At 62.0% G+C, this 25,602-nt stretch carries 21 protein-coding genes and 1 tRNA gene; 10 read left to right on the top strand and 12 right to left on the bottom strand.

Annotated elements, in window-relative coordinates; all coding sequences use genetic code 11:
- Positions 1 to 98: 98 nt before the first annotated feature.
- Positions 99 to 563, bottom strand: coding sequence for a type II 3-dehydroquinate dehydratase (gene aroQ / locus ACTAQJ_RS20960; RefSeq protein WP_431116592.1), 465 nt, complete (start codon positions 561 to 563; stop codon positions 99 to 101).
- Between the two features lie 51 nt (positions 564 to 614).
- Positions 615 to 1,799, bottom strand: a complete 1,185-nt coding sequence (locus tag ACTAQJ_RS20955; RefSeq protein WP_498699106.1) for a MarP family serine protease — start codon at positions 1,797 to 1,799, stop codon at positions 615 to 617.
- A gap of 235 nt (positions 1,800 to 2,034) precedes the next feature.
- On the opposite strand from ACTAQJ_RS20955, the gene ACTAQJ_RS20950 reads away from it, so the two are divergent.
- Entirely contained in the window at positions 2,035 to 2,712 is a 678-nt protein-coding gene (locus ACTAQJ_RS20950) for a Crp/Fnr family transcriptional regulator (RefSeq protein ID WP_011775987.1), read from the top strand.
- A 139-nt stretch (positions 2,713 to 2,851) separates the two neighbouring features.
- Here ACTAQJ_RS20950 and ACTAQJ_RS20945 read toward each other — a convergent pair whose 3' ends face one another.
- From ACTAQJ_RS20945 to sp36, 3 genes are read right to left on the bottom strand one after another with little or no spacing between them, the layout of a single operon-like run.
- Positions 2,852 to 3,763 carry an NUDIX hydrolase gene (locus ACTAQJ_RS20945; protein ID WP_498699103.1) on the bottom strand — a complete coding sequence of 304 codons (912 nt, stop codon included), beginning with the start codon at positions 3,761 to 3,763 and terminating at the stop codon, positions 2,852 to 2,854.
- Positions 3,764 to 3,780: 17 nt separating this feature from the next.
- Entirely contained in the window at positions 3,781 to 4,317 is a 537-nt protein-coding gene (locus tag ACTAQJ_RS20940) for a RidA family protein (RefSeq protein WP_498699100.1), read from the bottom strand.
- Positions 4,318 to 4,319: 2 nt separating this feature from the next.
- Entirely contained in the window at positions 4,320 to 4,475 is a 156-nt protein-coding gene (gene sp36, locus ACTAQJ_RS20935; RefSeq protein ID WP_011775990.1) for a Sp36 family protein, read from the bottom strand.
- Here sp36 and ACTAQJ_RS20930 point away from each other — a divergent pair.
- The 5 genes from ACTAQJ_RS20930 to ACTAQJ_RS20910 all read left to right on the top strand — a co-directional run bounded on the left by ACTAQJ_RS20930 (position 4,474) and on the right by ACTAQJ_RS20910 (position 11,727).
- Positions 4,474 to 6,810, top strand: coding sequence for a transglycosylase domain-containing protein (locus ACTAQJ_RS20930; RefSeq protein ID WP_498699098.1), 2,337 nt, complete (start codon positions 4,474 to 4,476; stop codon positions 6,808 to 6,810). The two genes, sp36 and ACTAQJ_RS20930, sit on opposite strands and share 2 nt — an antisense overlap.
- A 2-nt stretch (positions 6,811 to 6,812) precedes the next feature.
- Positions 6,813 to 7,760 carry a metallophosphoesterase gene (locus ACTAQJ_RS20925; RefSeq protein WP_498699095.1) on the top strand — a complete coding sequence of 316 codons (948 nt, stop codon included), beginning with the start codon at positions 6,813 to 6,815 and terminating at the stop codon, positions 7,758 to 7,760.
- Between the two features lie 186 nt (positions 7,761 to 7,946).
- Positions 7,947 to 9,746 (top strand): ABC transporter ATP-binding protein, encoded by a 1,800-nt coding sequence (locus tag ACTAQJ_RS20920; protein ID WP_498699094.1) that lies wholly within the window; start codon positions 7,947 to 7,949, stop codon positions 9,744 to 9,746.
- Positions 9,743 to 11,575, top strand: a complete 1,833-nt coding sequence (locus tag ACTAQJ_RS20915; RefSeq protein WP_498699091.1) for an ABC transporter ATP-binding protein — start codon at positions 9,743 to 9,745, stop codon at positions 11,573 to 11,575. Before ACTAQJ_RS20920 ends, ACTAQJ_RS20915 begins: the two co-directional genes overlap by 4 nt.
- Positions 11,576 to 11,650: 75 nt before the next feature.
- Positions 11,651 to 11,727 (top strand) — tRNA-Pro (locus tag ACTAQJ_RS20910).
- 166 nt (positions 11,728 to 11,893) lie between these two features.
- Here the strand turns inward: ACTAQJ_RS20910 and ACTAQJ_RS20905 are convergent.
- The gene (locus ACTAQJ_RS20905) at positions 11,894 to 12,115 is read right to left on the bottom strand and encodes a hypothetical protein (RefSeq protein WP_224165320.1); all 222 of its coding nucleotides are present in this window, start codon (positions 12,113 to 12,115) and stop codon (positions 11,894 to 11,896) included.
- 124 nt (positions 12,116 to 12,239) lie between these two features.
- Here ACTAQJ_RS20905 and ACTAQJ_RS20900 point away from each other — a divergent pair, with 124 nt between their 5' ends.
- A complete protein-coding gene (locus tag ACTAQJ_RS20900; RefSeq protein ID WP_431116600.1) occupies positions 12,240 to 13,544 on the top strand; it encodes a helix-turn-helix domain-containing protein in 1,305 nt (434 codons plus the stop codon).
- A 73-nt stretch (positions 13,545 to 13,617) separates the two neighbouring features.
- Here the strand turns inward: ACTAQJ_RS20900 and ACTAQJ_RS20895 are convergent, their stop codons facing one another.
- Positions 13,618 to 14,556, bottom strand: coding sequence for a phosphoribosylaminoimidazolesuccinocarboxamide synthase (locus ACTAQJ_RS20895; protein WP_498699088.1), 939 nt, complete (start codon positions 14,554 to 14,556; stop codon positions 13,618 to 13,620).
- Between the two features lie 2 nt (positions 14,557 to 14,558).
- Positions 14,559 to 15,917: a phosphoribosylamine--glycine ligase gene (gene purD, locus ACTAQJ_RS20890; RefSeq protein ID WP_498699085.1), complete on the bottom strand. Its 1,359-nt coding sequence runs from the start codon at positions 15,915 to 15,917 to the stop codon at positions 14,559 to 14,561.
- Positions 15,918 to 16,005: 88 nt separating this feature from the next.
- On the opposite strand from purD, the gene ACTAQJ_RS20885 reads away from it, so the two are divergent.
- Together ACTAQJ_RS20885 and ACTAQJ_RS20880 are read left to right on the top strand one after the other, a co-directional pair.
- Positions 16,006 to 17,022 (top strand): asparaginase, encoded by a 1,017-nt coding sequence (locus ACTAQJ_RS20885; protein WP_224088869.1) that lies wholly within the window; start codon positions 16,006 to 16,008, stop codon positions 17,020 to 17,022.
- Between the two features lie 43 nt (positions 17,023 to 17,065).
- Positions 17,066 to 17,467 (top strand): sterol carrier family protein, encoded by a 402-nt coding sequence (locus ACTAQJ_RS20880; protein WP_498699081.1) that lies wholly within the window; start codon positions 17,066 to 17,068, stop codon positions 17,465 to 17,467.
- Positions 17,468 to 17,528: 61 nt separating this feature from the next.
- On the opposite strand, the gene ACTAQJ_RS20875 is transcribed toward ACTAQJ_RS20880, so the two are convergent.
- From ACTAQJ_RS20875 to ACTAQJ_RS20860, 4 genes are all read right to left on the bottom strand, one after another.
- Positions 17,529 to 19,016 carry a cation:dicarboxylate symporter family transporter gene (locus ACTAQJ_RS20875; RefSeq protein WP_431116604.1) on the bottom strand — a complete coding sequence of 496 codons (1,488 nt, stop codon included), beginning with the start codon at positions 19,014 to 19,016 and terminating at the stop codon, positions 17,529 to 17,531.
- Positions 19,017 to 19,282: 266 nt separating this feature from the next.
- Positions 19,283 to 20,050, bottom strand: coding sequence for an SDR family oxidoreductase (locus tag ACTAQJ_RS20870; RefSeq protein ID WP_498699078.1), 768 nt, complete (start codon positions 20,048 to 20,050; stop codon positions 19,283 to 19,285).
- A 43-nt stretch (positions 20,051 to 20,093) separates the two neighbouring features.
- Entirely contained in the window at positions 20,094 to 20,870 is a 777-nt protein-coding gene (locus tag ACTAQJ_RS20865; RefSeq protein ID WP_498699075.1) for an aspartate/glutamate racemase family protein, read from the bottom strand.
- A 13-nt stretch (positions 20,871 to 20,883) separates the two neighbouring features.
- A complete protein-coding gene (locus tag ACTAQJ_RS20860; RefSeq protein WP_498699071.1) occupies positions 20,884 to 22,449 on the bottom strand; it encodes an NCS1 family nucleobase:cation symporter-1 in 1,566 nt (521 codons plus the stop codon).
- Positions 22,450 to 22,740: 291 nt separating this feature from the next.
- Here ACTAQJ_RS20860 and aceE point away from each other — a divergent pair, with 291 nt between their 5' ends.
- Positions 22,741 to 25,515, top strand: coding sequence for a pyruvate dehydrogenase (acetyl-transferring), homodimeric type (aceE, locus tag ACTAQJ_RS20855; protein WP_498699067.1), 2,775 nt, complete (start codon positions 22,741 to 22,743; stop codon positions 25,513 to 25,515).
- Positions 25,516 to 25,602 lie beyond the last annotated feature (87 nt).

Genomic DNA, 25,602 nt, shown 5'->3' with positions numbered 1-25,602 from the left:
GGCTTCCCGGGAACCCTCTCTCACATCCCGACGGCTTCCCGGGATCCTTCTCTCACATCCTGAGGGCTTCCGGGGATCCTTCTCTCAGGTCCGCCGCACTACGCCGTTTCAGCCAGGTAATCGATGGCCAGCTTGTACCCAAGCACGCCCGCGCCGACGATGATCGCGTTGCACACACCGGACAAGTAGGAGTGGTGCCGGAACTCTTCGCGCTGATGAACGTTGGTGATATGTACTTCTACCGACGGCAGCTGAACTGCGGCCAGAGCATCACGAAGTGCCACTGACGTGTGGGTGAAGGCCCCGGCATTGATGACAATTCCCGCCGCGGTTCCGCGCGCCGCATGGATAGCGTCGAGGAGGTCCCCTTCGTGGTTGGACTGAACGCAGTCCACCGTGAAGCCATGGGCGGCCGCCGCCGACATAGCCAACTGCTCGACGTCGGCGAGGGTGGAAGTGCCGTACTTCTCGGGCTCCCTGGTGCCCAAAAGGTTAAGGTTCGGTCCGTTGATCACAAGAATGGTGCCGCGACCAGCTTCGGTGGCGGGGGTGGCTTCAGTCATGGCTCCCAATCTATTAGGCGGCGGGAGAATGTCCGGGAATTGCCGTCAAAGTTACTTGCGTGTGCATTGCCCGGGCGAAACCGGAGTGCTAAGGCCTGGAGCTTGTGCGGCCACCGGCTGGATGTCCTCCATCGTGAGTGCAAACCCAAGTGCCGCATCAGTGGTGGTCTTGGCAAAGATCAAGCCGGCTACCTGCCCCTGCATGGTGAGCAGCGGTCCTCCAGAGTTACCGGGTTGGACGTCACCCGCAAGCTTGTAGACCGACTCCGGTGAAGGATTGCTGCCATAAATGTCAGGCACCAGGATGGTGGAAACACCCTGGACAGTTGCTGGTTTGGACTGGAAAGGACCGCCGTGCGGGTAGCCCGCAAAAGCTGCGGGACTGCCGGCTGCCAGGTCTGGACTCAGCTGAAGTGGATCCGATGAAAGTCCGTCCACGGCCAACACCGCGATGTCCCGCTGGGAGTCGAAATAGACCACCCGACCCGGCAACGCGCCGCCGTCGGGAATCTCCACCACCGGCTGCGACACGCCCGCCACAACGTGCGCATTGGTCACGACGCGCCCGGGCGACACCACAAATCCGGAACCAGTTTGGTTCTGGCCGCATTCAAAGGCCGTGCCCGCAATCTTCAGGACGGACTCGGCGGCGCGGTTCAGGGCAGGGGTGTCAGTGGACTCGTTGGGAACCGGAACCGGCGTGGCTGGGCCGAAGCCCTCAATCAGCGTGGGAATACCGTCGCCGATCACCGTTGATCGCAGTTGGGCCATTGTGGTTTTGACGGGCGTCGGCGTCAAGGAATCGATGTACCGAATGACCCGCGATTCAGCCAACTGCTGCGAGACAAAGGGCACGCCCAGCGAACTGATGCTGAACGCCAACATGGACATCACCAGCGCCGCGACCACCACACTGACCACGCCGCCAATCAACCGGTCAGCTGCGTGCAACGGCTTAATCCGCACCGCATGGCGGACTTTTCGTCCGATCATGGTCCCCAGCCCATGGCCAAGTGCAATAAGCACGACGGCGGCACCCGCCGTTGCGGTCAGCCTCCAACCGCTATCGCTCACCCAGCCGCTCACAAGAGGAACAGCCATAAATGCAGCAATCGCGCCAACCACAAAACCGGCAATTCCGCCGAGTGTCACCAGGAAGCCATTGCGCAGGCCATAGATCAGGTAGGACAGCAGCATCAAGATCAATGCCAAATCCAAAATCGTCAAGCCAAACACCAATGCTCCTTGTGACCGGGTAGCGCCAATTGTAGTTGGGCACCCTGACAAGAAACCGTTAGTCCCATCACGATACGGGACCGCCCCGAGCGTCTAACGGCACCTCAAACTAGGTCCGATAGGGGCAAAAACCGCGCCGTTTCAGCGTTTCGCCTGCCAAGTACGTCACAGAAGCTTAAAAATTCTGAAACAATGGCTGGAGCGCCACGACCGAAACTTATATTCAGGAGATTTCATGGACATCGAGGTATTGCGCCGCGCACCCCTCTTCGCCACCCTTGACGACGACGCATTCCGCTTGCTGACGGACGAACTCACCGAGGTGGACCTCTCACGCGGGGCATCGGTTTTCCGCGAAGGCGACCAGGGTGACCAGCTGTACTTCATCGTTTCCGGCAAGGTAAAGCTCGGCCGCACGTCCCCCGATGGCCGCGAGTCCCTGTTGGCCATCCTCGGCCCGGGAGAACTCTTCGGCGAAATGGCGTTGTTCGATCCCAGCCCCCGCACCGCGACGGCCACCGCCGTCTCCGAAACGCGCCTGGCAGGACTGAAGAACGAAAGCCTCAACGCGCTGCTCCGTACGCGTCCCGAGGTTTCCGCGCAGCTGTTGCAGGCCCTCGCCCGCCGGCTTCGCCGCACCAACGATTCTTTGTCCGACCTCGTCTTCTCGGACGTCCCGGGCCGCGTCGCCAAGGCACTTCTGGATCTGGCTGACCGCTTCGGCCGTCCCGCCACCGACGGCGTACTCGTTGCCCACGAACTCACGCAGGAAGAACTGGCCCAGCTGGTGGGCGCTTCCCGCGAAACAGTCAACAAGGCACTGGCCGAGTTCGTCCAGCGCGGTTGGCTGCGTCTGGAAGCGCGCGCCGTCGTCATTCTGGACATGCAGCGGCTCCGCCAGCGTTCGCGCTAATTTGTCCTCGCAAAAAGCCGCCCTGGTGATGAACCGGGGCGGCTTTTTTCGTCGGGATGTGAGAGAGCGTCCGTCAAAACCCGTCGGGATGTGAGAGAGGATCCGTCAAAACCCGTCGGGATGTGAGAGAGGGACAGATTCAGCGCTCCCGCTGGGGCTCTCCGGCTACGGTCCTGGCGGCTTCGACCTCGAGCATCAGCACTCCACCCTCGTCCACCAGTTTGGGTTGGTACACGTGGGCCTTGCGCTTGTAGCTCAGGTAGGCGATACAGCCGTTGGCGTGGGCCATTTTTTCGAGCATGATTTCGGACCCGGGGACCAGGAGCTGACCGAGGGTGAGTCCGGCCGTGTTTTCCTGGGCTATTTCGTCGCCGAGGGCTGTGGTCTCCCGGAGGGCGATGGCTTCGGCGGCGCACACCCAGCGGCCCCAGACTCCCTTGCTGCCCAGGATGCTCGGCTGCTGGTTCACGGGGACTGTAGCGGCGAAATAGCGGGTGTTGAAACGGGTGTGCGCGAAGTCGGGGCTGAGCCAGTTGACCAGGGGCTTCAGCAGGTCCGTGCGCAATGAAAGGCCGCGCTTGGCGAGCACTTCGCTGAAGGACTTTTCCTGGCTGGACACAGCTTCCCGGGCTTTCATCCATTCCACCGTGGAGTTGGCCTCCACCGTGGAGGAAGCGTCGGGGCCGGCAAGGAGGACGCCGGTTTCCTCGAAGAGTTCGCGGATGGCGCCCACCACGTGGCGGCGGGCGAGTCCGACGTCGTCCATTCCCATGTGCTCAGCCCAATACTGCGGTGAGGGACCCAACCAACCGACGGGGTCGTCGTCGGACGGGTCCAGGGACCCACCTGGGAACGCGACGACACCCAGCGGTGAGGAGCCTGGCCTGTAACCAAGCCAGGTCTCCAGACCGGTGGGCGAGTCCCGCAAGAGGACAACGGATGATGCGTAGCGGGCGGCCCTGGGGGTCCGCTCGCCGAGCTCAAGCCAGTTTCGTGCCGCCCCTTCGAGTGCCGGGGGGAGTGCGAACAGGCGGCGGGCAAGCTGCGGCAATTGGGTGAACCGGTTCCTTAGCTGAATTCAGCGATGAGCTCGACTTCGACAGGAGAGTCGAGCGGCAGGACGGAAACGCCGACGGCGGAGCGTGCGTGCTTGCCGGCGTCGCCCAGCACCTGGCCGAGAAGTTCGGAGGCGCCGTTGATCACGCCGGGCTGGCCCGTGAAGGTGGGCTCGGACGCAACGAAGCCGACAACCTTAACCATGCGGGTGATGCGGTCGAGGTCGCCAATGACGCTCTTAACGGCAGCGAGGGCGTTGATCGCACACACAGCGGCGTAACGCTTGGCATCCTCGGGATCGACGGTGGGCTCGTCGGAGGCACCCAACTCGCCGAGGGAGACCTTGCCCGTAGCTTCGAGTTTGCCCTTAATAAAGGGCAGCTGGCCGGACGTGTAAACGTAGTTGCCGGAGACGATCGCCGGTACGTAGTCGGCAACAGGTGCGGCGACCTCGGGAAGGGTCAAGCCGAGCTCGGCGAGACGCTGCTCAACGGCCGACGTCGGAGCGCCGGATTCCGCGGCAGACGTGGTTTCTGCGGGGGTTGTCATGGTTACTGCTTCTCCCTCTTCAGGTATGCGACAAGGCCTTTGCCATCGGGTCCACCGACGACCTGGACGAGCTCCCAACCGTCCTCGCCCCACTGGTCCAGGATCTGCTTCGTGGCGTGGATAATGAGCGGAATCGTGGCGTACTCCCATTTGGTCATGACAGAAAGCCTAGCCCTTGCCGGTAAAGTGGAAAACATGGTGACTCGCAAGAACCCCATATTCGACACTGCCACCACCCTCGGAAAGATTTTAGGTTTCCTTGGCGTGAGCGCGATTTGTGGCGTCCTGGTGGCGGGCCTTTTGGTCCCCGCAGCCGCCGTTTCGGGCAGTGCCGCAAGTGGTTCAATCCAGTTCTTTGACACTCTGCCGGCAGAGCTGCAGGTGGACCCGCCGAGCCAGAACACAACGATTCTGGCGAAGGACGGTACACCGATTGCATCGATCTACGCCGAGAACCGGACCAAGGTTCCGCTGGATCAAATGAGCCCGTTCATCAAGGACGCTGTCATCGCTATCGAGGACAGCCGTTTTTATGAGCACGGCGGCATCGACACCACCGGCATCATGCGAGCCATCGTGAGCACCGCCCGCGGTAACAAGCAGGGCGCGTCCACCATTACGCAGCAATACGTTAACAACGTCATCAACGAATCGCTGGTGGCATCCGGCAAGGACGAAGACGTCAAGCTGAACGGCCTGAACAAGGGCGTCGGCGATAAGCTCCGCGAGATGAAGCTGGCTATTGCCCTTGAGAAGAAGTTCAACAAGGAGCAGATCCTTGAGGGCTACCTCAACATCGTCTTCTTCAACCGTGACGCGTACGGCATTGAAGCTGCCTCCAAGTTCTTCTTCAGCACTTCCGCCAAGGATCTGACGCTTCCGCAGGCAGCCTTGCTGGCTGGTTTGGTGAACAGCCCGTCCGCCTTCGATCCGATCACCAACCCGGATAACTCCAAGAAGCGCCGCGACCTCGTGCTGGCTGCCATGGTGAACCAGGGCAAGATCAGCCAGGCAGAGTACGACGAAGCTGTTGCCACCCCTGTCACCACCAAGGTCACTCCCGCACGCCAGGGTTGCGCGTACGCCACCATGGCTCCGTATTTCTGCGACTACGTGCTGCACCTGCTCTTGAACAACCCTGCGTACGGCGAGACTTCGGACGAGCGCGAGAAGCGCGTCATGCGTGGTGGCCTTACCATCCGAACCACCCTCGATCCCACGGCACAGACCGTTGCCCAGCAGCAGGTTGATGCGACGGCGGGCGCTAACCCGGACAAGTGGGGTGCTTCGATCACCTCCGTCCAGCCGGGCACCGGGCAGATCGTGAGCATGGCCCAGAACACTGTTTGGCTCCCTCAAGAGGGCAAGTTCGATCAGACGCAGAACTTCAATGTGGACGTCCTCGATGCCGAGGGCAACGACCTCAACGGCATTGGTGGCTTCCAGCCCGGTTCTACGATGAAGCCCTTTACGTTCGCTGAATGGCTGAACGAGGGCAAGTCAATGAATACGACGATCAACGCTTCGGTCCGCAGGTACCCCCAGAACTTCCGGTGGAGAAACACCTGTCCTGCGCCCACTGTTGGCTGGTATGACGCTACGAACGGCACTTTCGACCTGCAGAACTCCGACGAGGGTTACTACAGAAACATGACGGTCCTCTACGGCCTCATGAACTCCATCAACACAGCCACCTTTGCTTCGGCTTCCCAGCTGGACCTGTGTGGCATCCAGGGCATTGTTGATGCGACGGGCATCCATGGCGGATTGCCCGCACGGGATGATACCGGCAAGATCACGGATCCCAATCCGAAGGTGCCCATGACCACTCTGGGTAACCTCATTGGTTCCACCCAGACTGCGCCTCTCACCATGGCCAGCGCCTTCGCCACGTTTGCGGCCGACGGCAAGTACTGCCAGCCAATCGCGATTACCTCGGTGAAAGACCAGTCCGGTGCCGATCTCCCGGCCCAATCCTCCAACTGCAAGGATGCCGTCAAACCTGAGGTTGCCCGAGGAGTGGCGTATGCCATGCAGGAAGTCTTGAACGCCGGTTCGGGTTCGCTGATCCGGCCTGCTCTTTCCACTCGAAACAACTTCCCGGTAGCCGCCAAGACTGGTACCAACGACACCAACGGTTCCACCTGGGTCGTCGGCTACACCACCGGGTTGGCAACGGCTTCCTGGTTCGGTGACCCCTTGGGTGACCAGAAGCGTCCGGGACGTAACCTGACCGTCAACGGCAAGTTCTACCCGTCCATTGACGGTTACATGATTGCTGGTCCGCAGTTCACCAACTACATGCTGTCCGTTGCCCCTGCATACGGAACCAACCCGTTCCAGGCGCCGCCGTCCAACCTCCTCGGAGGCCCTGCTCCACAGCGCAGTACGGCGCCAGCACCCACGCAGAACAATCCCGCCCCGTCTACGGCCCCCACGGGCAACGGTGGCAATGGCGGGAATGGCAACGGCAACGGCCCTGGCAAGGACTAAGCGTGCAGTTCCCTGATTCCCTGGCAAACCGCGTCCGCACTATCGGGCGCGGTTTCGCCGTCACTGCTGCCCTCGGTGCCACTGCGGGCGCGGCAGCTGCTGCCTACGGTTGGTGGGAAAAGGACCAGTTCGGAGTCCGTCATGAGACTCTCCCCATCCTCCCGGAAGGTTCGGATCCCTTCCGCGTACTGCACTTGAGCGATATCCATTTCGTTCCGGGACAGGACAAGAAAACCCAGTGGCTGCAGTCTTTGGTGGATTTGAAGCCCGATCTTGTAGTCAACACCGGGGACAACCTCAGCCACGAACAGGCCGTCGATCCGCTGATTACCGCCCTGCGGCCCCTCATGGAATTTCCCGGAGTCTTCGTCCCGGGCTCCAACGACTACTACGCACCCAGGATCAAGAACCCTGCCGGCTACTTCCGCGGACCGTCGAAACTCAGGACCGATCCGATCAAGCTCGACTGGCCCAGGTTGCGGTCTGCGTTCGGCATGGGAGGCTGGATCGACCTCACAAACCGAGCCCAGTCGGTGGTGCTGAATGGCCTGCGTTTCGATTTTTCGGGCGTCGATGATCCGCACTTGAAGCGCGAACGTTATGCCGGTTGGCCGCGCGGCACCGTGAACCAGGATGCCCGTCCGCACCTGAAGGTCGCCGTCATCCATGCGCCGTACCAGCGGGTGCTGGATCATTTCACGGAAGCCGAGGCGGATCTGATCCTCGCCGGACATACCCACGGCGGCCAGATTTGCATCCCCGGTTACGGCGCTCTCGTCTCCAACTGCGACCTCCCGACATGGCGCGCCAAGGGCCTCCACGATTGGGAAAGCGACGGATTCACGACGCCGGTCAACGTCTCGGGCGGCATCGGCACCTCGCGCTACGCCCCGGTCCGGATCGCATGCCGCCCCGAAGCGGTCCTGCTGACGCTCACGGCCCGCAGCTGACGCTCACCGTCTTCAACAAAACGCGACGGCAAGCTAAACGCACGGACCATTACGAATCTCAATAACTGGGGAACTTTCCACATAGCAAAGTGTGGTCCTGTGAAACGAATCACGGCATGGCATAGGGTAGTTGCTACGGGAAACTACCTCTGCACCATCTGAAGATCCAGCTGTTGAGAAGCGGGCATGTCCAAACAAACGTCATTCTTCACATCCGTCGGCCGCCTGTACCCTCATGTGCGGCCCATCCTCCCCCGGCTTTTCATGGGCCTCCTCTGCGCCCTGCTCGCCAGCATCGTCGCACTGACCATTCCTCAGGTGTTGCGTGTATTGGTCAACACCTCGCTTCAACCGGGCGGTGACGCAGGCGCTGTCTGGATTGCCGCCGTCGTGATTCTTGCGCTTGGTGTGGCTGAAGCCGGACTGGTGGCCTTGCGGCGGCAGTTCGTGATCAACCCGGCCACGACGGTTGAGACGAGGATGCGCGTATCGCTGTATGGTCACCTCCAGCAACTCACAGTGTCTTTCCATGACCGCTGGGGTTCCGGGCAGTTGCTGTCCCGCGCCATGACGGACTTGAGTTTTCTGCGCCGCTGGATGGCGTTCGGCGCGATCATGCTGGTGGTCACCACGTTGACAGTGATCATCGGCGTCGGAGTCATGTTCTCCATGAGTTGGCAACTGGCGTTGATTTTCCTCGGCGCGGCTGTGCCGATCATGGTCAATTCGTTCCGCTTCCGCCGTCGCTTCAGCCTGGTCACGCGCCTCAGCCAGGACCAGGCCGGTGATCTTGCCACCACTGTGGAAGAGTCCGTCCACGGCATCCGCGTCCTGAAGGCTTTCGGCCGCAGCCGCGAAGCGCTGGAGAATTTCAACGGCCAGGCAGAAGAGCTACGGCAGACAGAGATTGCCAAGGCGAAGCAGCAAGCCGGCTTCACGCTGGTGGTCACGTTGCTGCCTGAGCTGGCGCTGGGCGTCGGCCTGGTGGTGGGCATCATGCTCGCGGCAAGCGGGCAGCTGAGTATCGGATCGCTGGTTGCATTCTTCGCGACCGCCGCCGTGGTGGCCACTCCCGTGGAATTTTCCGGCATGCTCCTGGCCATGGCGCTGACTGCCAAGACTGCACTGGACCGCCACTTCGAAGTCATGGACACCGAGAACACCATCACCTCGCCGGATCATGCTGAGCTGCCGGCAACGGTGAAGGGCGCCCTGCGCTTTGAGCATGCGGGCTTCGGATTCGACGACGGCGGAACGCTCCTGCACGACATCACCCTGGACATTCGTCCCGGCGAAACCATGGCACTGGTGGGCATCACCGGCAGCGGCAAGAGCGCCCTGCTCCAACTGGTCCCCCGTCTTTACGACGTCACAGAAGGCTCCGTGACGATTGACGGCGTGGACGTCCGCGACTACGACATCGAGGAACTCCGGCGGATCGTTGCGGTGGCTTTCGAGGACACCACCCTGTTCTCCAGCTCTGTGCGGGACAACGTCCTGCTCGGCTCCCCTGAACCCAGCGACGCAGCCCTGGATGAAGCCTTGGATGTCGCCCAAGCCCACTTCGCATACTCTTTGCCGGAAGGTGTGGACACGCTGATTGGTGAGGAAGGGTTGAGCCTTTCAGGTGGCCAGCGGCAGCGCATAGCCCTTGCCCGGGCCATCGCAGCGAAGCCGAAAGTCTTGGTCCTGGATGATCCCCTCTCGGCCTTGGATGTCAACACCGAGGAACGCGTGGAAGCCCGCCTCCGCGAAGTACTGCACGAGACGACCACGCTGATCGTCGCGCACCGCCCTTCGACCGTGGCTCTGGCGGACCGCGTGGCCTTGCTTGAGAACGGAACCATCACCGCCGTCGGAACCCACACGGAACTGTTGGCTGAAAACGCCCACTACCGCTACGTCATCGCAAGCCTGGATACCGGTCCGAGGGACCTGGACAGCGAACTGGACGAGCTCGAAGACGCCGAGGAGGCCCGCCGGTGAGCGCCACAACCTTTGGAACCGCCAACGAGGACAACACGCTCCTGACCAAAGCCGACAGCAAAGCAGTACGACGCCGGTCGCTCGCCTTGCTGGGCTCGCTGATCCGCCCCGTGCGCTTGCGTTTCTGGATGACGATCGTAATGGTGGTGGTTTCGCAGCTCACCCGGGTGGCGGGGCCAGCTCTGATTGCGTTTGGCATCGACACCGCTTTGCCCGCACTGCAAGCCGGCGACAATGGCCCCCTGGTACTCGCCGGTGCGTTGTACTTGGCCGCAGCCATCGCTACCGCTGCAATGACCGCACTCTATGTAACGTCCACAGCCCAATTGAGCCAGGCCATGCTATTGGACCTCCGGGTCCGCGTGTTCAGGCACACCCAGCGGTTGAGCCTTGAGTTCCATGAGAAGTACACGTCCGGTCGCATTATCGCCCGTCAAACCTCGGACCTCGAGGCGCTGAGGGAATTGCTGGACTCGGGCGTGAGTTCGCTGGCCTCGGGCATGCTGTTTATGCTCTTCACAGCATTCACGGTGTTTGCCTTGGACTGGCGCAGTGGATTGATCATGCTTGCGGCGGGTGTGCCCATGTTCTTACTCGCGCGCTGGTACCAAAAGCATTCACAGATCGCGTTCCGGGAATCCCGGGTGGTTTCGGCGCGGCTGATCGTGCACTTCGTGGAAACCATGACCGGAATCCGTGCAGTGAAGGCCTTCCGCAAGGAGCGCGAGAACGCCGACCGCTATGGTGCGTTGGCTGAGGACTACCGCAAGAACACTGTCCGTTCCATCAACCTGAACGGCATCTTCCAGCCGGGGCTGGTACTGATCGGCAACGTGTGTGTGGCGGCGGTCCTGTTGTTCGGCGGGTTCAGGGTGCTCAGCGGTGACCTCGCCGTGGGCGTCCTCCTGGCCCTCATCTTGTCCACGAAGCGCTTCTTCCAACCGGTGGACCAGATGGCTATGTTCTACAACTCCTTCCAGAGCGCACAGGCGGCGCTGGAGAAAGTATCAGGACTCCTCGAAGAGGTGCCCACCGTCCGGCCGCCAAAGAACCCCGTGTCGCTGAAGAGTTCACGCGGCGAGATCGACTTCAAAGGCGTGCAGTTCGGGTACAGCGATGGCAAGGTGGTTGTGCCCAAGCTGGACCTGCACATTCCCGCTGGCCAAACCGTTGCCTTGGTAGGACAGACAGGCGCCGGCAAATCCACTCTTGCCAAACTCGTTGCGCGCTTCTACGACGTCACGTCAGGCGCCATCACTTTGGACGGCATTGACCTTCGCGATCTGGCTACCACCGACCTTCGCCGCGCAGTGGTCATGGTGACCCAGGAAGCCTTCCTGTTCAGCGGCTCTGTGGCGGAGAACATCGCCCTGGGCCGGCCGGAAGCTTCGCGTGCTGAAGTGGAGGCCGCGGCCAAAGCAGTGGGCGCCCATGAGTTCATCATGAGTTTGCCCGATGGATACGACACGGATGTCAATAAGCGCGGTGGCCGCGTCTCGTCGGGCCAGCGCCAACTCATCGGATTCGCCAGGGCCTTCCTCGCCGCGCCTGCCGTTCTGATCCTGGACGAAGCCACGTCCTCGCTGGATATTCCTTCCGAGCGGATGGTGCAGGCAGGACTCGCCCACCTTCTGGAGGGTGTTGCAGGCCAGAACGCTGCCCGCACCGCCATCATCATTGCCCATCGCCTTTCCACGGTGGAGACAGCGGACAGGGTGCTGGTGGTCCACGACGGCCGGATTGTTGAGGACGGAACACCGGCCGAGTTGATCACTGGTGGTGGCCAGTTTGCCCGGCTCCACGGAGCATGGCGGGACTCGCTCGTGTGAGGAGCGACACCCCCTCCTCGATTTCGCATCCCGCAGCGATTCAGCTATCCTTGAACAGTTGCTTTCGCAGCGGATCGGGATGTAGCGCAGCTTGGTAGCGCGCTTCGTTCGGGACGAAGAGGTCGCAGGTTCAAATCCTGTCATCCCGACCAAACACGAAAATGGCGTCGAGAAATCGGCGCCATTTTTGTTTATCCGGATCTACTCAGTATGGGTGTCGCCACCCGCAGTCTGTAAACCCACGCACCTGTCCCGGGGCAAAAGAAAACCCCGGAGCATCGCTCGTCACGCTCCGGGGTTTCTTCAGTAACTACTGATTTACATAGGATCCGGCCAGTTGCCGATGGACGACGTCGTGTACGTCGTGTCACCTGACTTGGTAGGTACCGTGGTGGTGGACCTCATAGGATCGGGCCAGTTACCAATAGCACTTACCGAGCCGGAGTCTGCCGCTGCAGCAGCAGAGACGACTGCGGGAGCCGCAACCGTAAAAGCGAGAGCGCCTGCCAGGGCCACCGAAGCGGCCATTTTCTTGAACATAATGTTCCCCAATGCGAGTCGGATTCGTTACGGAAATTGCACGGTCCCTGTTGACATACATTGTAAAATGTTTTCCACAGAGACTGTCAAGGTTTTGGTGAAAAGACACCTGTAGGAGGGCCCCGTGGGAAACGGATTCGGCGAGAAGCTACGTGCCGAACGGCTCGAACGCGGGTTAACGCAGGCAGAACTGGGCAAAAACCTGTATTCCCCGAGCTACATTTCGCTGCTTGAAACAGGCCGACGCGAGCCTACTGCCGAGGTCATCGAAGAGCTGGCACGCAGGCTGGAGCTGGCGCCCAAGGCGTTGGAGGCCTGGAGCCAACCTGTATCGGTGAGCGACGCGGAGTACGTGCTGGCTGGCTTGTATGCCCGGCAAGCGTGGGACCTGCGCGACTACCAACTCGCAGCAAGCCACGCAGCAACTGCCGCACAGATCGCCCTGGAAGCGAAAAACAACAGCGCCTGGTGGAATATGACCTATATGCAGGCCGAGTGTGTGATGAAGCAAGGCCAGCTCAAGGAATGCCAGCAAATTGTCGAACATTTGCTGGAACACCCCATGGCGACGGAATCTGCAGGCCTGGGCGTGCGGGCATGGCAGATGCTTGCCGCGGTCTGTCACGGACAGGGTCAGCTGGCCACCGCCGTCGAGCATGCAAAGAAAGCAGTGCAACTGTCCGAACAGCTGCCCAAGGGATCCACGCTGATCATCGGCGCGCACCGAGCGCTGATCGGCGCCCTCGCGGAGAGCGGCAAGCTCGACGAAGCGTGGCAGTACTGCCTGACCATGATCGAGCACATGGACGAGCACTCCATGTCCCAGCTGGCCGGCGAAGTCGCGTGGGTGGTGGGAAACGTTGCTTTCATGCGCCACGACTACGTGGAGGGCATCAAGCACCACGAGCGCGCGGCCAAGCTGCTCTCCCCCGCCAACGACATCGAACTGTGGGCCCGTTTCAACAAGGCATCGGCCGCAGTCAGGTTGTCGTCCGGCATAGTTGAGCCCGAAACCCTGTCCGCTATTGAACGTGCCGAGCTCGCGCTATCCATCGTCGGCGGAAACAAGACGGACCAGCTTGAAGTGGCCTTCATCCGCGCCCGCTGGCTATACCTGACGGGCGATATTCCGGCAGCCGTGGACAAGCTTCGCGAGATCTATAAGGACCGCAAGGTCTTGGCCCGCCACACGGCTGGCGAAGTTTCGCTGCTGCTGGGGAAGTCCTTGAAGGCAGCTGGTGAAACCACGGAAGCCCTGCACTACCTGGAAGAGGCCCAGCACGATTTCAGTGCCGCCGGCGCCTCGGACCGGGTCCAGCAAGCCATGGATGCTGTCCTGGAGATCCGACTGGCGGAACGCCGCGCTGCTGCATCACATCCGGAAGCGCACTCCGAAACGCATCCCGAAGCCCACTCCGAGGCAAGCTAAACCCAAGTAAGTCGCAGTTGAGCGCGTTTTGAGGGGGGTCAAAACGCGCTTAACTGCGACTCAGTTGGATTACCTAGGCGAAGGTTCGGCCCGTCAGTTTCTCGTAAGCTTCCACATAGCGGGCACGGGTCCGCTCCACGACTTCAGCGGGCAAGGCCGGCGGAGGCGTATCCGAGGACTTGTCCCAGCCGGACTCGGCCGAGGTCAGCCAGTCGCGCACGTACTGCTTGTCATACGAGGGCTGCGACTTGCCCGGCGCATAAGTGGACGCGTCCCAGAAACGGGAGGAGTCCGGGGTGAGGACTTCATCACCCAGCGTGATGATGCCCGTGTACGTGTCCAGGCCGAACTCCACCTTGGTATCGGCAAGGATGATTCCCCGCTCGCGGGCGATCTCCTCAGCACGGGTGTAGATCTTCAGCGTGAGTTCGCTGAGGCGGGCGGCGATGTCGTCACCGAGCATGGCTACGACGTCGTCATAGGTGATGTTGACGTCGTGCTCGCCGACGTCGGCCTTGGCAGATGGGGTAAACAGTGCCTTCTCCAAGCGGGAACCGTCAACAAGCCCCTCGGGAAGCGGGATGTCGCAGACCGTGCGGGAGTGCTTGTACTCCTCCAGGCCGGAACCGGTGAGGTAGCCACGGGCGATGCATTCCACCGGGAACATCTCCAGCTTCTTGCAGATCATGGCACGGCCCTCGACAGCAGCGGGAACGCCACCCTCAACAGTGGACGCCAGCACGTGGTGCTCAACATCCAACTGATCGAACCACCACAGGCTGAGCTGCGTCAGTATGCGGCCCTTGTCGGGGATTTCGCTGCTCAGGACATGGTCGTAGGCGCTGATGCGGTCGCTGGCAACCACCAGTACGCATTCCTGGCCGACCTTTTCCGTGATGGATTCATCGGTTGGGACGTAGAGGTCGCGAACCTTGCCCGAATAGACGTGCGTCCAGCCCGGAAGCTGCAGGGTCCCGGTTTTGAAACCGCCTGTGGGGAGCGAATCAGTCATGCTCAGGCCTGTACTTTCGGGATGGTTCCGGTTGCTGCGTAGGGCACTCGGATTTCGCCGCGGGCGGCCTTGCCTCCGATATCGGTACGGAACTGTGAGCCTTCAAGCTGAACCAGCTCAACGCCGTCGTACGCTTTTTCGCGGGCCTCCACCAGGTCGGAACCGAGCGCGACCACGGCAAGGACGCGGCCGCCGGCGGAAACCACTTTGCCTTCCTCGTCCAGCTTGGTACCGGCGTGGACAACATGGACGCCTTCGAGCTCGTCCACCTTCTTCAGGCCGCGGATGCGATCGCCCGTGCGGGGAGCGTCCGGATAGTTTTCGGCGGCCACGACGACGGCGACTGCCGTGTCCTTGGACCAGCGCAGCTCCTCTGCGGTGTCCAGTTCGCCCTTGGCAGCTGCCAGAAGCAGCGCACCGAGCGGAGTCTTGAGCCGGGCGAGGACTGCCTGCGTCTCGGGGTCACCGAAGCGCACATTGAACTCGATGACGCGCGTGCCCCGCGATGTGAGTGCGAGGCCGCAGTACAACACACCGATGAAGGGTGTGCCGCGGCGGGCCATCTCATCCACGGTGGGCTGGGCGACGCGGTCGATAACTTCCTGGACCAGCCCTTCGGGAGCCCACTCGAGCGGAGTGTAGGCACCCATGCCACCGGTGTTGGGGCCTTCGTCATTATCGAAGATGCGCTTGAAGTCCTGCGCCGGAGACAAGGGAACGGTAGTGCGGCCGTCGCAGAGGACGAACAGGGAAACTTCGGGGCCATCCAGGAACTCTTCGATGACAACTGTTCCACCGGCGTCGAAGCACGCCTGCGCGTGCGCGAGGGCTTCCTCGCGGTCGTTTGTGACCACAACGCCCTTGCCTGCGGCGAGGCCGTCGTCCTTAACAACGTGCGGAGCGCCGAACGTAGCCAGGGCGTCAGCGGCTTCCTCAGCGTTGGTGGCAACGCGGGCCATGGCCGTGGGAACGCCGGCTTCAGCCATGATCTGCTTGGCGAAGGCCTTGGATGCTTCGAGCTGGGCTGCTTCCTTGCTGGGTCCGAAGACCGGAATCCCGGCGGCACGGACGGCGTCGGACACACCGGCGGCCAGGGGAGCCTCCGGACCGACGACAACCAGGTCCACTGCCAACTTGGTGGCGAGCGCGGACACGGCTTCCGGGTTGTTCCCGTCAATTGCGTGCGTGGGAACGAGTTTGCTGATGCCCGCGTTGCCCGGAGCCGCGTGGACCTCGGAAACGTTGGGATCTTCAAGCAGAGAGCGGACAATGGCGTGTTCGCGGCCGCCTGGGCCAATGACGAGTACCTTCACAGTCTTCAAGGGTACTTTGTGTAGGGCGCGGGGCCTAAGCTGTGTCATTCCCCGGCAACGGATGACTGGATCCGGGACCGCGCCCGGACCTCGCATGTGACCAGGGAACACAGCCGTCGCGCCCTAGACTGGCCTCATGCCCATGAGTTCGCATGAAACGTTCAACGTTGAGTCCGCCGTCGAACTGGCAGTCATCGAACGCAGTGGCTTTATCGAGTCCCGGCACATCGGTGCTGCCGTCGTCCTTGCCGGTGACGGAAGCGTGGTCACCCGGCTTGGTGACATCGATGCTCCCATCCTGGCCCGCTCCACCCTGAAACCATTCCAGGCCCTCGCTGCCATGCAGTCCGGCGTTCCGCTTCGGGGCGCGCAGGTGGCTGTCGCCTGCGGAAGCCACACCGGTTCACTGGATCACATGGACGTGGTGGAGGGAATGCTCAAAGCGGCAGGTGTCCGCGAGGACCAGCTTCAGTGCCCCACCGCGTGGCCGCAGGACGAAACCGCGCGCAATTGGCTGGTCCGCTCCGAGCGCGGCCAAACCAGGCTCGCCTTCAATTGTTCCGGGAAGCACGCGGCTTTCCTCTGGGCCTGCACGGAAAACGGCTGGGACCTTCGCAGTTACCTTGAGCCGAATCATCCGCTGCAGCAGCGCGTGCGGTCCGTGATTGAGGAATACAGCGGCGAAACGATCTCGCATTTGGGCATTGATGGCTGCGGAGCCCCCGTTGCGGCGATCTCGCTGACTGGACTGGCCCGGGCGTATTCGCGGTTGGCGAAGTCACCGGGCGATTCCTCCTCGAACGCACGCGCCGCGACTATCGCCACCTCCATGTTGGACTACCCGTGGGCGGTCCAGGGCAAGGGCGAGTCAAACACGATCGTCATGGAAGAGCTGGACATCCTTGCCAAGATTGGCGCCGAGGGCATCCTGGTCCTTGCCACGTCCACCGGTGCCACCGTCGCGGTCAAGATGCTGGACGGGAATCTTCGCGCTACGTCCTTGGTGGGGTTGACCCTTCTTGCGGTCAGTGGCGCGGTGGACATTCCCGCGGTTTCCAACGTCCTGGAACGCGTCGTGGAACCCGTACTGGGCGGCGGACGGCCCGTGGGCAAGATCCGCCTGGGCCACGCCGTATCCGCGATGCTCGACTAAGCCGGCCCGTTACTGAGTCACCTAGTTATAAAGGAAAGAAACCATGGCAGTTGCACGACGCCGCATTGACGTCGAGGAGGGCCGCGCTGCGCTGGCAGCCTGGCAATCCGCCGTCGGGCCCTCGGGTGAAGGCGCCTCCGGCGAAACGGCCGCCGCCCCGCCGTCGCGCTCTTTGATTGCGACGGCGGTGCGCTACTCGCTCGAGGAAGTCACCGCCCGTGCGCCGGGAAATTCGGTGGAGGTCCGCGTGCCCCCGTTCGGCGTCACGCAGTGCGTGGAGGGACCCCGCCACACCCGCGGCACTCCCCCGAACGTCATAGAGTGCGACGCCGCCACGTGGCTTGAGTTGGTTACCGGCCGGATCTCGTGGGGAGACGCCGTTTCGGCTGGCCGCGTTGCCGCGTCCGGACTGCGCGCGGACCTCTCGGAACTGCTTCCCTTCTAAACACAGTTGATGCCCTCAAGACCGAAGTCGTAAGGGCATCAGCTGTACACAAACCATGAAATTAGTCGGGGCAGATCGGGGTGGTTGGCTGCCCGGGCTTGCTCATCTCGAATTGCGGGATTTCGTCCGCTGTGGGACCACCACGGAATTTAGGTGAGGGGTGGTGGCCTTCGCTGAGGCGTTCGAGTTCCTGTTCCTCGAACACTTCCTCCTGGCCCAGCATGATGGCCGAATCCTCGTTGGTAATCTCGCCGTTGAAAGCACGGACCATGACGCTGCGGTCGAACTGGCCTTCCCACTTGGCCACAACGAAGGTGGCTACGCAGTTGCCCAGCAGGTTCACGACGACGCGCATGGAGTCCATGAGGCGATCGGCTCCGAGGAGGAGTGCTACGCCGGCAACCGGGAAGATGCCAAGGGCGGCAGCCGTGGCCGAGAGGGCCAGGAACGATGAGCCCGGGACGCCCGCCATGCCTTTGGAGGTCAGGAGCAGCACACCCAGTGCGGCCAACTGCTGGCCGAGGTCCAAGTGGTGGCCGAACGCCTGGGCCAGGAACAGCAGGGAGATGGAGAGGTAGATCGCTGCGCCGTCAAGGTTGAACGAGTAGCCGGTGGGAACCACCAGGCCGGTGGTTGCCCGGGAGCAGCCGGCGTTGGTCAACTTGGTCATGATGCGCGGCATGACCGCTTCCGTGGAAGCAGTGCCAAGCGCGAGCAGGAATTCCTCGCGGGTGTATTTCAGGAAGTGCCACAGCGGAACGCGGGCGAAGCCCCAGGCCACCAGGAACAGCAGGCCGATAAAGACGACAGCGGCTCCGTAGCAGGATGCGATGAGAAGCGCATACGTGCCGAGCGTGCCTAGCCCGTATTGGCCGATGATGAAGGCCATTGCGCCGAAAGCACCGATGGGAGCAACCTTCATGATCCAGGACATGATCTTGAAGATCAGCTCCAGAACAGTCTCCATGAGGCTGATCACCGGCAGGCAGCGCTGGCGACCGATGACCACGATCGCGGCACCGAAGAAGACGGAGAAGAAAAGCACCTGCAGCAGGCTGTTGTTGGCGAAGGCGCCGATCACACTGGTGGGGATGACGTCCAGCAGGAAGGCCGCCGCGTCCTTGGGAACCGCGTGGCCGGTCTTTGCGTCCACGGCTTCCTGGGAAAGCGTGGAGGGATCGATGTTCAGGCCGGCACCGGGCTGGACGATGTTGCCCACGATGAGTCCGAAGACCAGGGCGAAGAGGGTGGCGCAGGTGAAGTAGAGGAGTGCTTTGACCCCGACCCTTCCGACCGCCTTGACGTCGCCGACTGCCGAGATGCCCGTGACGATCACGAGGAAAATCAGCGGGGCGATGATCATCTTGATGAGTTGAATGAATCCATCACCCAGCGGCCGGAGGGTGGACCCGAGGTTCGGCCAAAAATGACCGATGAGCACACCTGCGACGACGGCGATCAGGATTTGAAAAAAGAGCGACTTATACAGTGGCTTCTTCTTCAGCGGGGCCGAACTCGCCTTCAGCGCCGCAGAGTCTGGGATCTTCATTGATCTGAACCAATCAGTTGGGAACAGCCCCACATTTGGGGGTTGTTTTCAAATGTAAGCCCGCTCACATCATTCCGCAAGGGGAAATTGAATTTCCATATTGCGGAAAGTCACATTCGGTTTGGAGCTTGGATGTTGGTGCGTCCCCCACCTTCTTTGACGCAGAAATGCCCGTGACACACCCTCCTGCAGGCGTGTCACGGGCATTCGAAAAGCAAAGTGGGTGGTGGCGGCACGGGCCCACGGTTTGGGGCGGTGCTTTGATGCTAGCCGCGGCCTATGAACGGCATGCCCGCGGCTGTCACCACCAGGGAACCAACGTTGGCCGATGCCGGCATGTTGGCCATCATCAGCACAGCACGGGCAGCATCCTCCACGGGGAACATCGGCTCCACCTTGCGGCTCCCATCGGCCTGCAAGGCACCCGAGCCGACTCCGATGGTGTCCATGATCTCGGTGCGGGTATTCCCGATATCGATCTGGCCACAGGTGATGCCAAAACCACGGCCGTCGAGCTCGATGCTCTTTGTCAGTCCGGTCATCGCATGCTTGGTCACCGTGTAAGCCACGGACCTGGGCCTTGGGGAATGCGCCGAAATGGAGCCGTTGTTGATAATTCGGCCACCCTGAGGTTCCTGGGCCTTCATGGTCCTCACGGCCTCTGCGGCACACAGCATGGAGCCCGTGACATTCACGCGCAGCGTGGCCTCCCACTCATCGACGTCGATCTCGCCAACGTCCCCGGCTGGTCCGAAGATGCCTGCGTTGTTGAACAGCACATCAACCCGGCCCCAGCGCTGGCGAACGGCAGCGAAAAGGCGCGCGACGTCGTCGGGCTCTGTCACATCGCATGGCACCGCCAGGGCGTCCGGATGGTTGTCCGCGGTCTCCAGCAACTGCGCTTCGCGACGCCCTGCCAACGCCACACGGTAACCATCGGCGAGCATGAGCCGGGCTACGGCCCGCCCAATGCCGGAACCTGCACCGGTCACGACGGCGACCCTCGGGTCTGCGGGCGGGCGTGGGTCAGTCATGTGGTGCCTTTCAGGGAATCGCCTTCAACTACTCAGCGGAGCGTCAGAGCATGGCCTCTGCGGACGGCTCAGCGGTGGGCTGGGCAGCTGTCGGTTGGGCTGCTGTTATCGGCCAGCCTATGACAGTCTTCGGACGCGGCGTTGCATAGGTGCGGACTTTGGACGTGGTGAGGCCGAGCCGGACCAAGGATTCAGCGATGGTGACGGCCGCAGCCACACCATCAACAACGGGCACGCCGGTGCGCTGCCGGACCTGCTCGTCGAGGCCAGCCATGCCACCGCAGCCGAGCACGATCACCTCGGCCTTGTCCCGCAGGACAGCTTGCTCGGCCTGGCCCACGATCGCTTCAACGGCGCGGTCCGGATGTTCCTCAAGTTCCAGTACGGCCATCCCGCTGGCGCGGACCGAGGCGCAGCGCGCGTCCAGCCCGGCAAGCTTGAGGCGGTCCTCAATCAAGGGGACGGCACGGTCCAAAGTAGTAACCACGGAGTACTTATGGCCAAGGAACATCGCGGTGCTGGCAGCAGCCTCGGTGATATCGACGACTGGGACATCGAGGAGTTCCTGCAACCCCTCGCGGCCGTGTTCGCCATAGCCTGCCTGGATAACGGCGTCGAAGGGTTCTGGATAGTTGACCACCGCATCCATGACGGCGATGGCGGCAAGGTAGCTCTCGAAGTTGCCCTCGCAGGAATCGGCGCCAAAGCGTGGAGTGATGCCAATGATCTCCGTGCCGGGGGCGGCAACAGCCCTGGCCTGGGCTGCGATGGAATCGGTCATGGACTGGGTAGTGTTCACGTTTGCGACAAGGATGCGCATGGTTTCCTCTGTATCAGTGGGTGCTGGCGACCGCGATGGGTTCGCCGGAGACGTCCTCGTGGGCCTGCTTTTTGTCAGCAACAGCGAAGTACGTGAGTGCGGCGACGCCGGCTCCGATGAACCACGCGAAGGGTGCCGCGGGAGCCAGGCCTGGAATAAAGGCGATGGCAATGGCCAAGGCAGCTGCGGGGAGCATGGCAACGATGGCCTTGGGGTTCACGCCCCGCTTGTAGAAGTACGCGCCCTTGGGATCATCGGTGTAAAGCTCTGGGACGTTGACCTTGCCTCGACGGACCAGCCAGTAATCGGCCATGACCACTCCGAACAGCGGGCCGAGCAGGGCCCCCAGGCCACCGAGGAAGTACACGATCACGATCGGGTTGTTGTAGAGGTTCCACGGCAGGATGATCAAACCGATAGTGCCGCTGACCCACGCCGCTTTACGGAAGTTCAGGTGCCGCGGGAAGAGGTTGGTCAGTGCGTAGACGGGTGCTACGAAGTTGGCCATCAGGTTCACGGCGATGGTCAGGATCAGCAGGGCAAGGCAAGCCAGGACAAGCAACAGAGTATTAGGGATGCTCTGGACGATGTCCGACGGGCTTTCGATGACTGTCCCGTTGATCTTGTACTGCCCACCCGCCATGACCACCACGATTGCGCCGAATACCAGCATGTTGATGGGGATGCCCCAGAAGTTGCCCTTGACGATGGACTTCTTGGAGACGGAGGACCTGGTGAAGTCGCAGAAGTTCAGGACGAACGTTCCGTAGATGGAAACCCACAATGCCCCACCGGCGAAGATGGTGAGCCACATGTCCGCACCCTCGAGTCCCTTGATGCCGCTCCACTGGATGGCTCCGCCGGCCTCGATGAAGACCCACACGGCAATCGCGGCCATGGTCACCAGGATGATGGGACCTGCGAAGGCCTCATATTTACGGATCATTTCCATGCCGAAGCTGACGATGACCAGCTGAACTATCCAGAGCGCCACGAAGGAGAGCCAGCCCAGCGTTGAAAGGCCCAGGATCGAGTTGCTGTCCAGATCCTTCAGGCCCGGGGCCATGGCAACGAGCATGACGCGAAGCACTACAGATGCCAGGTATGTCTGGATCCCGAACCAGGCGACAGCCACGGCGCCACGGACGAGGCTGGCGATCTGGGCACCGCGGATGCCGAAGCTGATGCGGCTCATGACGGGGAAGGGAACGCCGGTCTTCTGGCCCATGAATCCGGAGAAGTTCAAGAGGGCGAAGAGCAGGGTGGCCCCAATTCCCAGTGCCACCAGGATCTGCCAGCCGCCTAGCCCGAGCGAGAACAAACCAATGGCAAAGGCATAGTTACCCAGGCTGTGGACGTCATTGGCCCAGAGGGTAAAGATGCTGTAGCTGGTCCACTTACGGCCTGCGGCCTTGGTGGGTGCGAGGTCAATGTTGTAAAGACTGGGGCTGATGGTACGGCCTGCGGCTTCGGAAGCAATAGCGCAAAGGTCCGTGTTACCCACGGCCGGGTGGTTGGGCCCACCTGCTGTTGTGTCTCCCGGAGTCTCAGTGACGCCGACTGATGAAGTCGTCTGCATCGTGGATCTCCACTTCGTACTGTTTCCACAGAGCGGAAACAAGTTATTGAATAGTGAAATTACTCTATGACGCAGGTCACGTCACGTCAAGGCGTCACAAGTGTATGGAGGGTCACATTCGGTTGATTGGCCACCTGTTTCCCAGTTGACTGTTGCGGTTACGTAATCCGTGTTGACGCTGCCTATCGGCAGACGTAATCTCGAATTGCAGAATTTTATTCTCACAATACGAAATTCCATGAGCGCCCCCACAGAGCAAGCGCCCAGACATTCAATGAAGAGAGGTTGGACGTGGCTGCAGGAGAAGAGACCTCACACATCCTCAGCGGGTTGACTGCCCAGCTGCCTGATCGTGATCCGGAAGAGACCGCGGAGTGGATTGAGTCCCTTGATGCGTTGATCGCGGAGCAGGGCACGGAGCGTGCCCAGTACATTATGCGTTCGTTGTTGCAGCGTGCCGGTGCCCGGTCGGTGGGTGTGCCGATGGTGACGACCACCGATTATGTGAACACGATCCCGGTGGACCAGGAAGCAGAATTCCCGGGGAACGAGGAGTTCGAGCGCCGGTACCGTGCGTACATGCGCTGGAACGCCGCGGTCATGGTCCACCGTGCGCAGCGGGCCGATATCGGGGTAGGCGGGCATATTTCCACCTATGCCGGCGCGGCGACCCTGTACGAGGTCGGGTTCAACCATTTCTTCCGCGGCAAGGACCACCCCTCCGGCGGGGACCAGGTGTTCTTCCAGGGCCACGCGTCCCCGGGCATGTACGCCCGGGCGTTCATGGAAGGCCGGCTCTCCGAGGAGGACCTGGACGGGTTCCGTCAGGAAAAGTCCAAACAAGGCCACGCCCTGTCCTCCTACCCGCACCCAAGGTTGATGCCGGACTTCTGGGAATTCCCCACCGTGTCGATGGGCATCGGTCCGATGAACGCGATCTACCAGGCCCAGTCCAACCGGTACCTGCACAACCGCGGCATCAAGGACACTTCCGAGCAGCAGGTCTGGGCGTTTTTGGGCGACGGGGAAATGGACGAGCCCGAGTCCCGTGGCCTGCTGCAACTGGCAGCGAATGAGAACCTGGACAACCTGAACTTCGTGATCAACTGCAACCTCCAGCGCCTGGACGGGCCGGTGCGCGGCAACGGCAAGATCATGCAGGAGCTCGAGGCGTTCTTCCGCGGTGCGGGCTGGAACGTGATCAAGGTCGTCTGGGGCCGGGAATGGGACACCCTCCTGGAAAACGACACCGACGGGGCGTTGGTGAAAATCATGAACGAAACCCCCGATGGTGACTACCAGACCTACAAGGCCGAGTCCGGCGGGTTCGTCAGGGACCACTTCTTCGGCAAGTCCCCGCAGACCAAGGACATGGTCGCTGACCTGACCGACGAACAGATCTGGGGCCTCAAACGCGGCGGGCACGATTACCGCAAGGTCTACGCCGCGTACAAGGCAGCGGTCGAGTTCAAGGGCAAACCCACCGTGATCCTGGCCAAAACCGTCAAGGGCTACGGCCTGGGCCCGCACTTCGAAGGCCGCAACGCGACCCACCAGATGAAAAAGCTGACCATGGAAGACCTCAAAGCCTTCCGTGACCACCTGCGCATCCCCATCAGCGATGACCAGCTCGACGCGGACCTCTACCGGCCCCCGTACTACCACCCCGGCATGGACGCCCCAGAAATCAAATACCTGATGGAACGCCGGGCAGAACTTGGCGGGTTCGTGCCCGAACGCCGCCGCACCCACACCGAGATCACCCTGCCCGAAGCCAAATCCTACGAGGTCGCCAAACGCGGCTCCGGCAAACAACAAGCCGCGACCACCATGGCGTTCGTCCGGTTGTTGAAGGACCTGATGCGGGATAAGAACTTCGGGGCCCGGTTCGTGCCGGTCGTCCCGGACGAATCCCGGACCTTCGGCATGGACGCGTTCTTCCCGACCGCGAAAATCTACAACCCCAAGGGCCAGAACTACCTCTCCGTGGACCGGGACCTCGTCCTGGCCTACAAGGAATCCCCCGCCGGGCAACTGATCCACCCCGGCATCAACGAAGCCGGCGCCGTCGCAGCGTTCACCGCCGCCGGAACCGCGTACGCCACCCACGGCGAACCCCTGGTCCCGATCTACGTGTTCTACTCCATGTTCGGCTTCCAACGCACCGGAGATTCCTTCTGGGCCGCCGCGGACCAAATGACCCGCGGCTTCATCATCGGCGCCACCGCAGGACGCACCACCCTCACCGGCGAAGGACTCCAACACGCCGACGGGCACTCCCCCATCCTGGCCTCCACCAACCCCGCCGTGAAAACCTACGACCCCGCCTACGGCTACGAAATCGGCCACATCATCCGCCACGGCCTCGAAGAAATGTACGGACCCGACAACGACGGCACCGGCACCGCATCCGATAAAAACGTGATGTACTACCTCACCGTCTACAACGAACCCATCACCCAACCCGCCGAACCCGGGAACCTGGACATCAACGGGCTCCTCAAAGGCATCTACCGCCTCGCCCCCGCCCCGGAAAACACCACCGGGGACACCAGGCCCACCGCGAACATCCTCGCCTCCGGCGTGTCCGTGCCCTGGGCCATCGAAGCAGCCCGGATCCTCGCCGAAGACTGGGGAGTCGCCGCCGAAGTCTGGTCCGTGACGTCCTGGAACGAACTCCGCCGCGACGGACTCGCCGCCGAAGAACACGCCTTCCTCAACCCCGGCCAACCCGCCCGCACCCCGTTCATCACCGAACAACTCGCCGGCACCACCGGACCCGTCATCGCCGTGTCCGACTACATGAAAGCCGTCCCCGACCAAATCCGCCAATTCATCCCCAACGACTTCGCCTCCCTCGGAGCAGACGGCTTCGGCTTCTCCGACACCCGCCAAGCCGCCCGCCGCTACTTCAAAAACGACACCCACTCCATCGTCGCCAAAACCCTCCAGTTACTGGCGGCAAGGGGCGAAGTCGAGGAGGGCGCGCCGTCGTACGCTATTGACCGCTACAAGCTGCACGATGTGAACGCCGGCACCACTGGCGGAGCAGGCGGCGACGCCTGACAACCCAGGGATAACGGGGCAGAAATACAGTTGGCGGCAGTGTTCGTGAAGAACACTGCCGCCAACTGTATTTGCGGTATTACCGGG

This window comes from Arthrobacter sp. alpha11c (genome assembly GCF_054149985.1).
The sequence above is the reverse complement of the archived record's forward strand: the minus strand, read 5'-3'. Positions and strand labels throughout refer to the sequence as shown.

Excerpts from the sequence above, each read along its gene's own strand:
- ACTAQJ_RS20930 (WP_498699098.1), top strand. The coding sequence starts at position 4,474 with ATGACAGAAAGCCTAGCCCTTGCCGGTAAAGTGGAAAACATGGTGACT.
- ACTAQJ_RS20875 (WP_431116604.1), bottom strand. The coding sequence starts at position 19,016 with ATGAAGATCCCAGACTCTGCGGCGCTGAAGGCGAGTTCGGCCCCGCTG.
- aroQ (WP_431116592.1), bottom strand. The coding sequence starts at position 563 with ATGACTGAAGCCACCCCCGCCACCGAAGCTGGTCGCGGCACCATTCTT.
- ACTAQJ_RS20920 (WP_498699094.1), top strand. The coding sequence starts at position 7,947 with ATGTCCAAACAAACGTCATTCTTCACATCCGTCGGCCGCCTGTACCCT.
- ACTAQJ_RS20895 (WP_498699088.1), bottom strand. The coding sequence starts at position 14,556 with ATGACTGATTCGCTCCCCACAGGCGGTTTCAAAACCGGGACCCTGCAG.
- purD (WP_498699085.1), bottom strand. The coding sequence starts at position 15,917 with ATGACACAGCTTAGGCCCCGCGCCCTACACAAAGTACCCTTGAAGACT.
- ACTAQJ_RS20860 (WP_498699071.1), bottom strand. The coding sequence starts at position 22,449 with ATGCAGACGACTTCATCAGTCGGCGTCACTGAGACTCCGGGAGACACA.
- sp36 (WP_011775990.1), bottom strand. The coding sequence starts at position 4,475 with ATGACCAAATGGGAGTACGCCACGATTCCGCTCATTATCCACGCCACG.
- ACTAQJ_RS20885 (WP_224088869.1), top strand. The coding sequence starts at position 16,006 with ATGCCCATGAGTTCGCATGAAACGTTCAACGTTGAGTCCGCCGTCGAA.
- ACTAQJ_RS20950 (WP_011775987.1), top strand. The coding sequence starts at position 2,035 with ATGGACATCGAGGTATTGCGCCGCGCACCCCTCTTCGCCACCCTTGAC.
- ACTAQJ_RS20865 (WP_498699075.1), bottom strand. The coding sequence starts at position 20,870 with ATGCGCATCCTTGTCGCAAACGTGAACACTACCCAGTCCATGACCGAT.
- ACTAQJ_RS20940 (WP_498699100.1), bottom strand. The coding sequence starts at position 4,317 with ATGACAACCCCCGCAGAAACCACGTCTGCCGCGGAATCCGGCGCTCCG.
- ACTAQJ_RS20880 (WP_498699081.1), top strand. The coding sequence starts at position 17,066 with ATGGCAGTTGCACGACGCCGCATTGACGTCGAGGAGGGCCGCGCTGCG.
- ACTAQJ_RS20870 (WP_498699078.1), bottom strand. The coding sequence starts at position 20,050 with ATGACTGACCCACGCCCGCCCGCAGACCCGAGGGTCGCCGTCGTGACC.
- ACTAQJ_RS20905 (WP_224165320.1), bottom strand. The coding sequence starts at position 12,115 with ATGTTCAAGAAAATGGCCGCTTCGGTGGCCCTGGCAGGCGCTCTCGCT.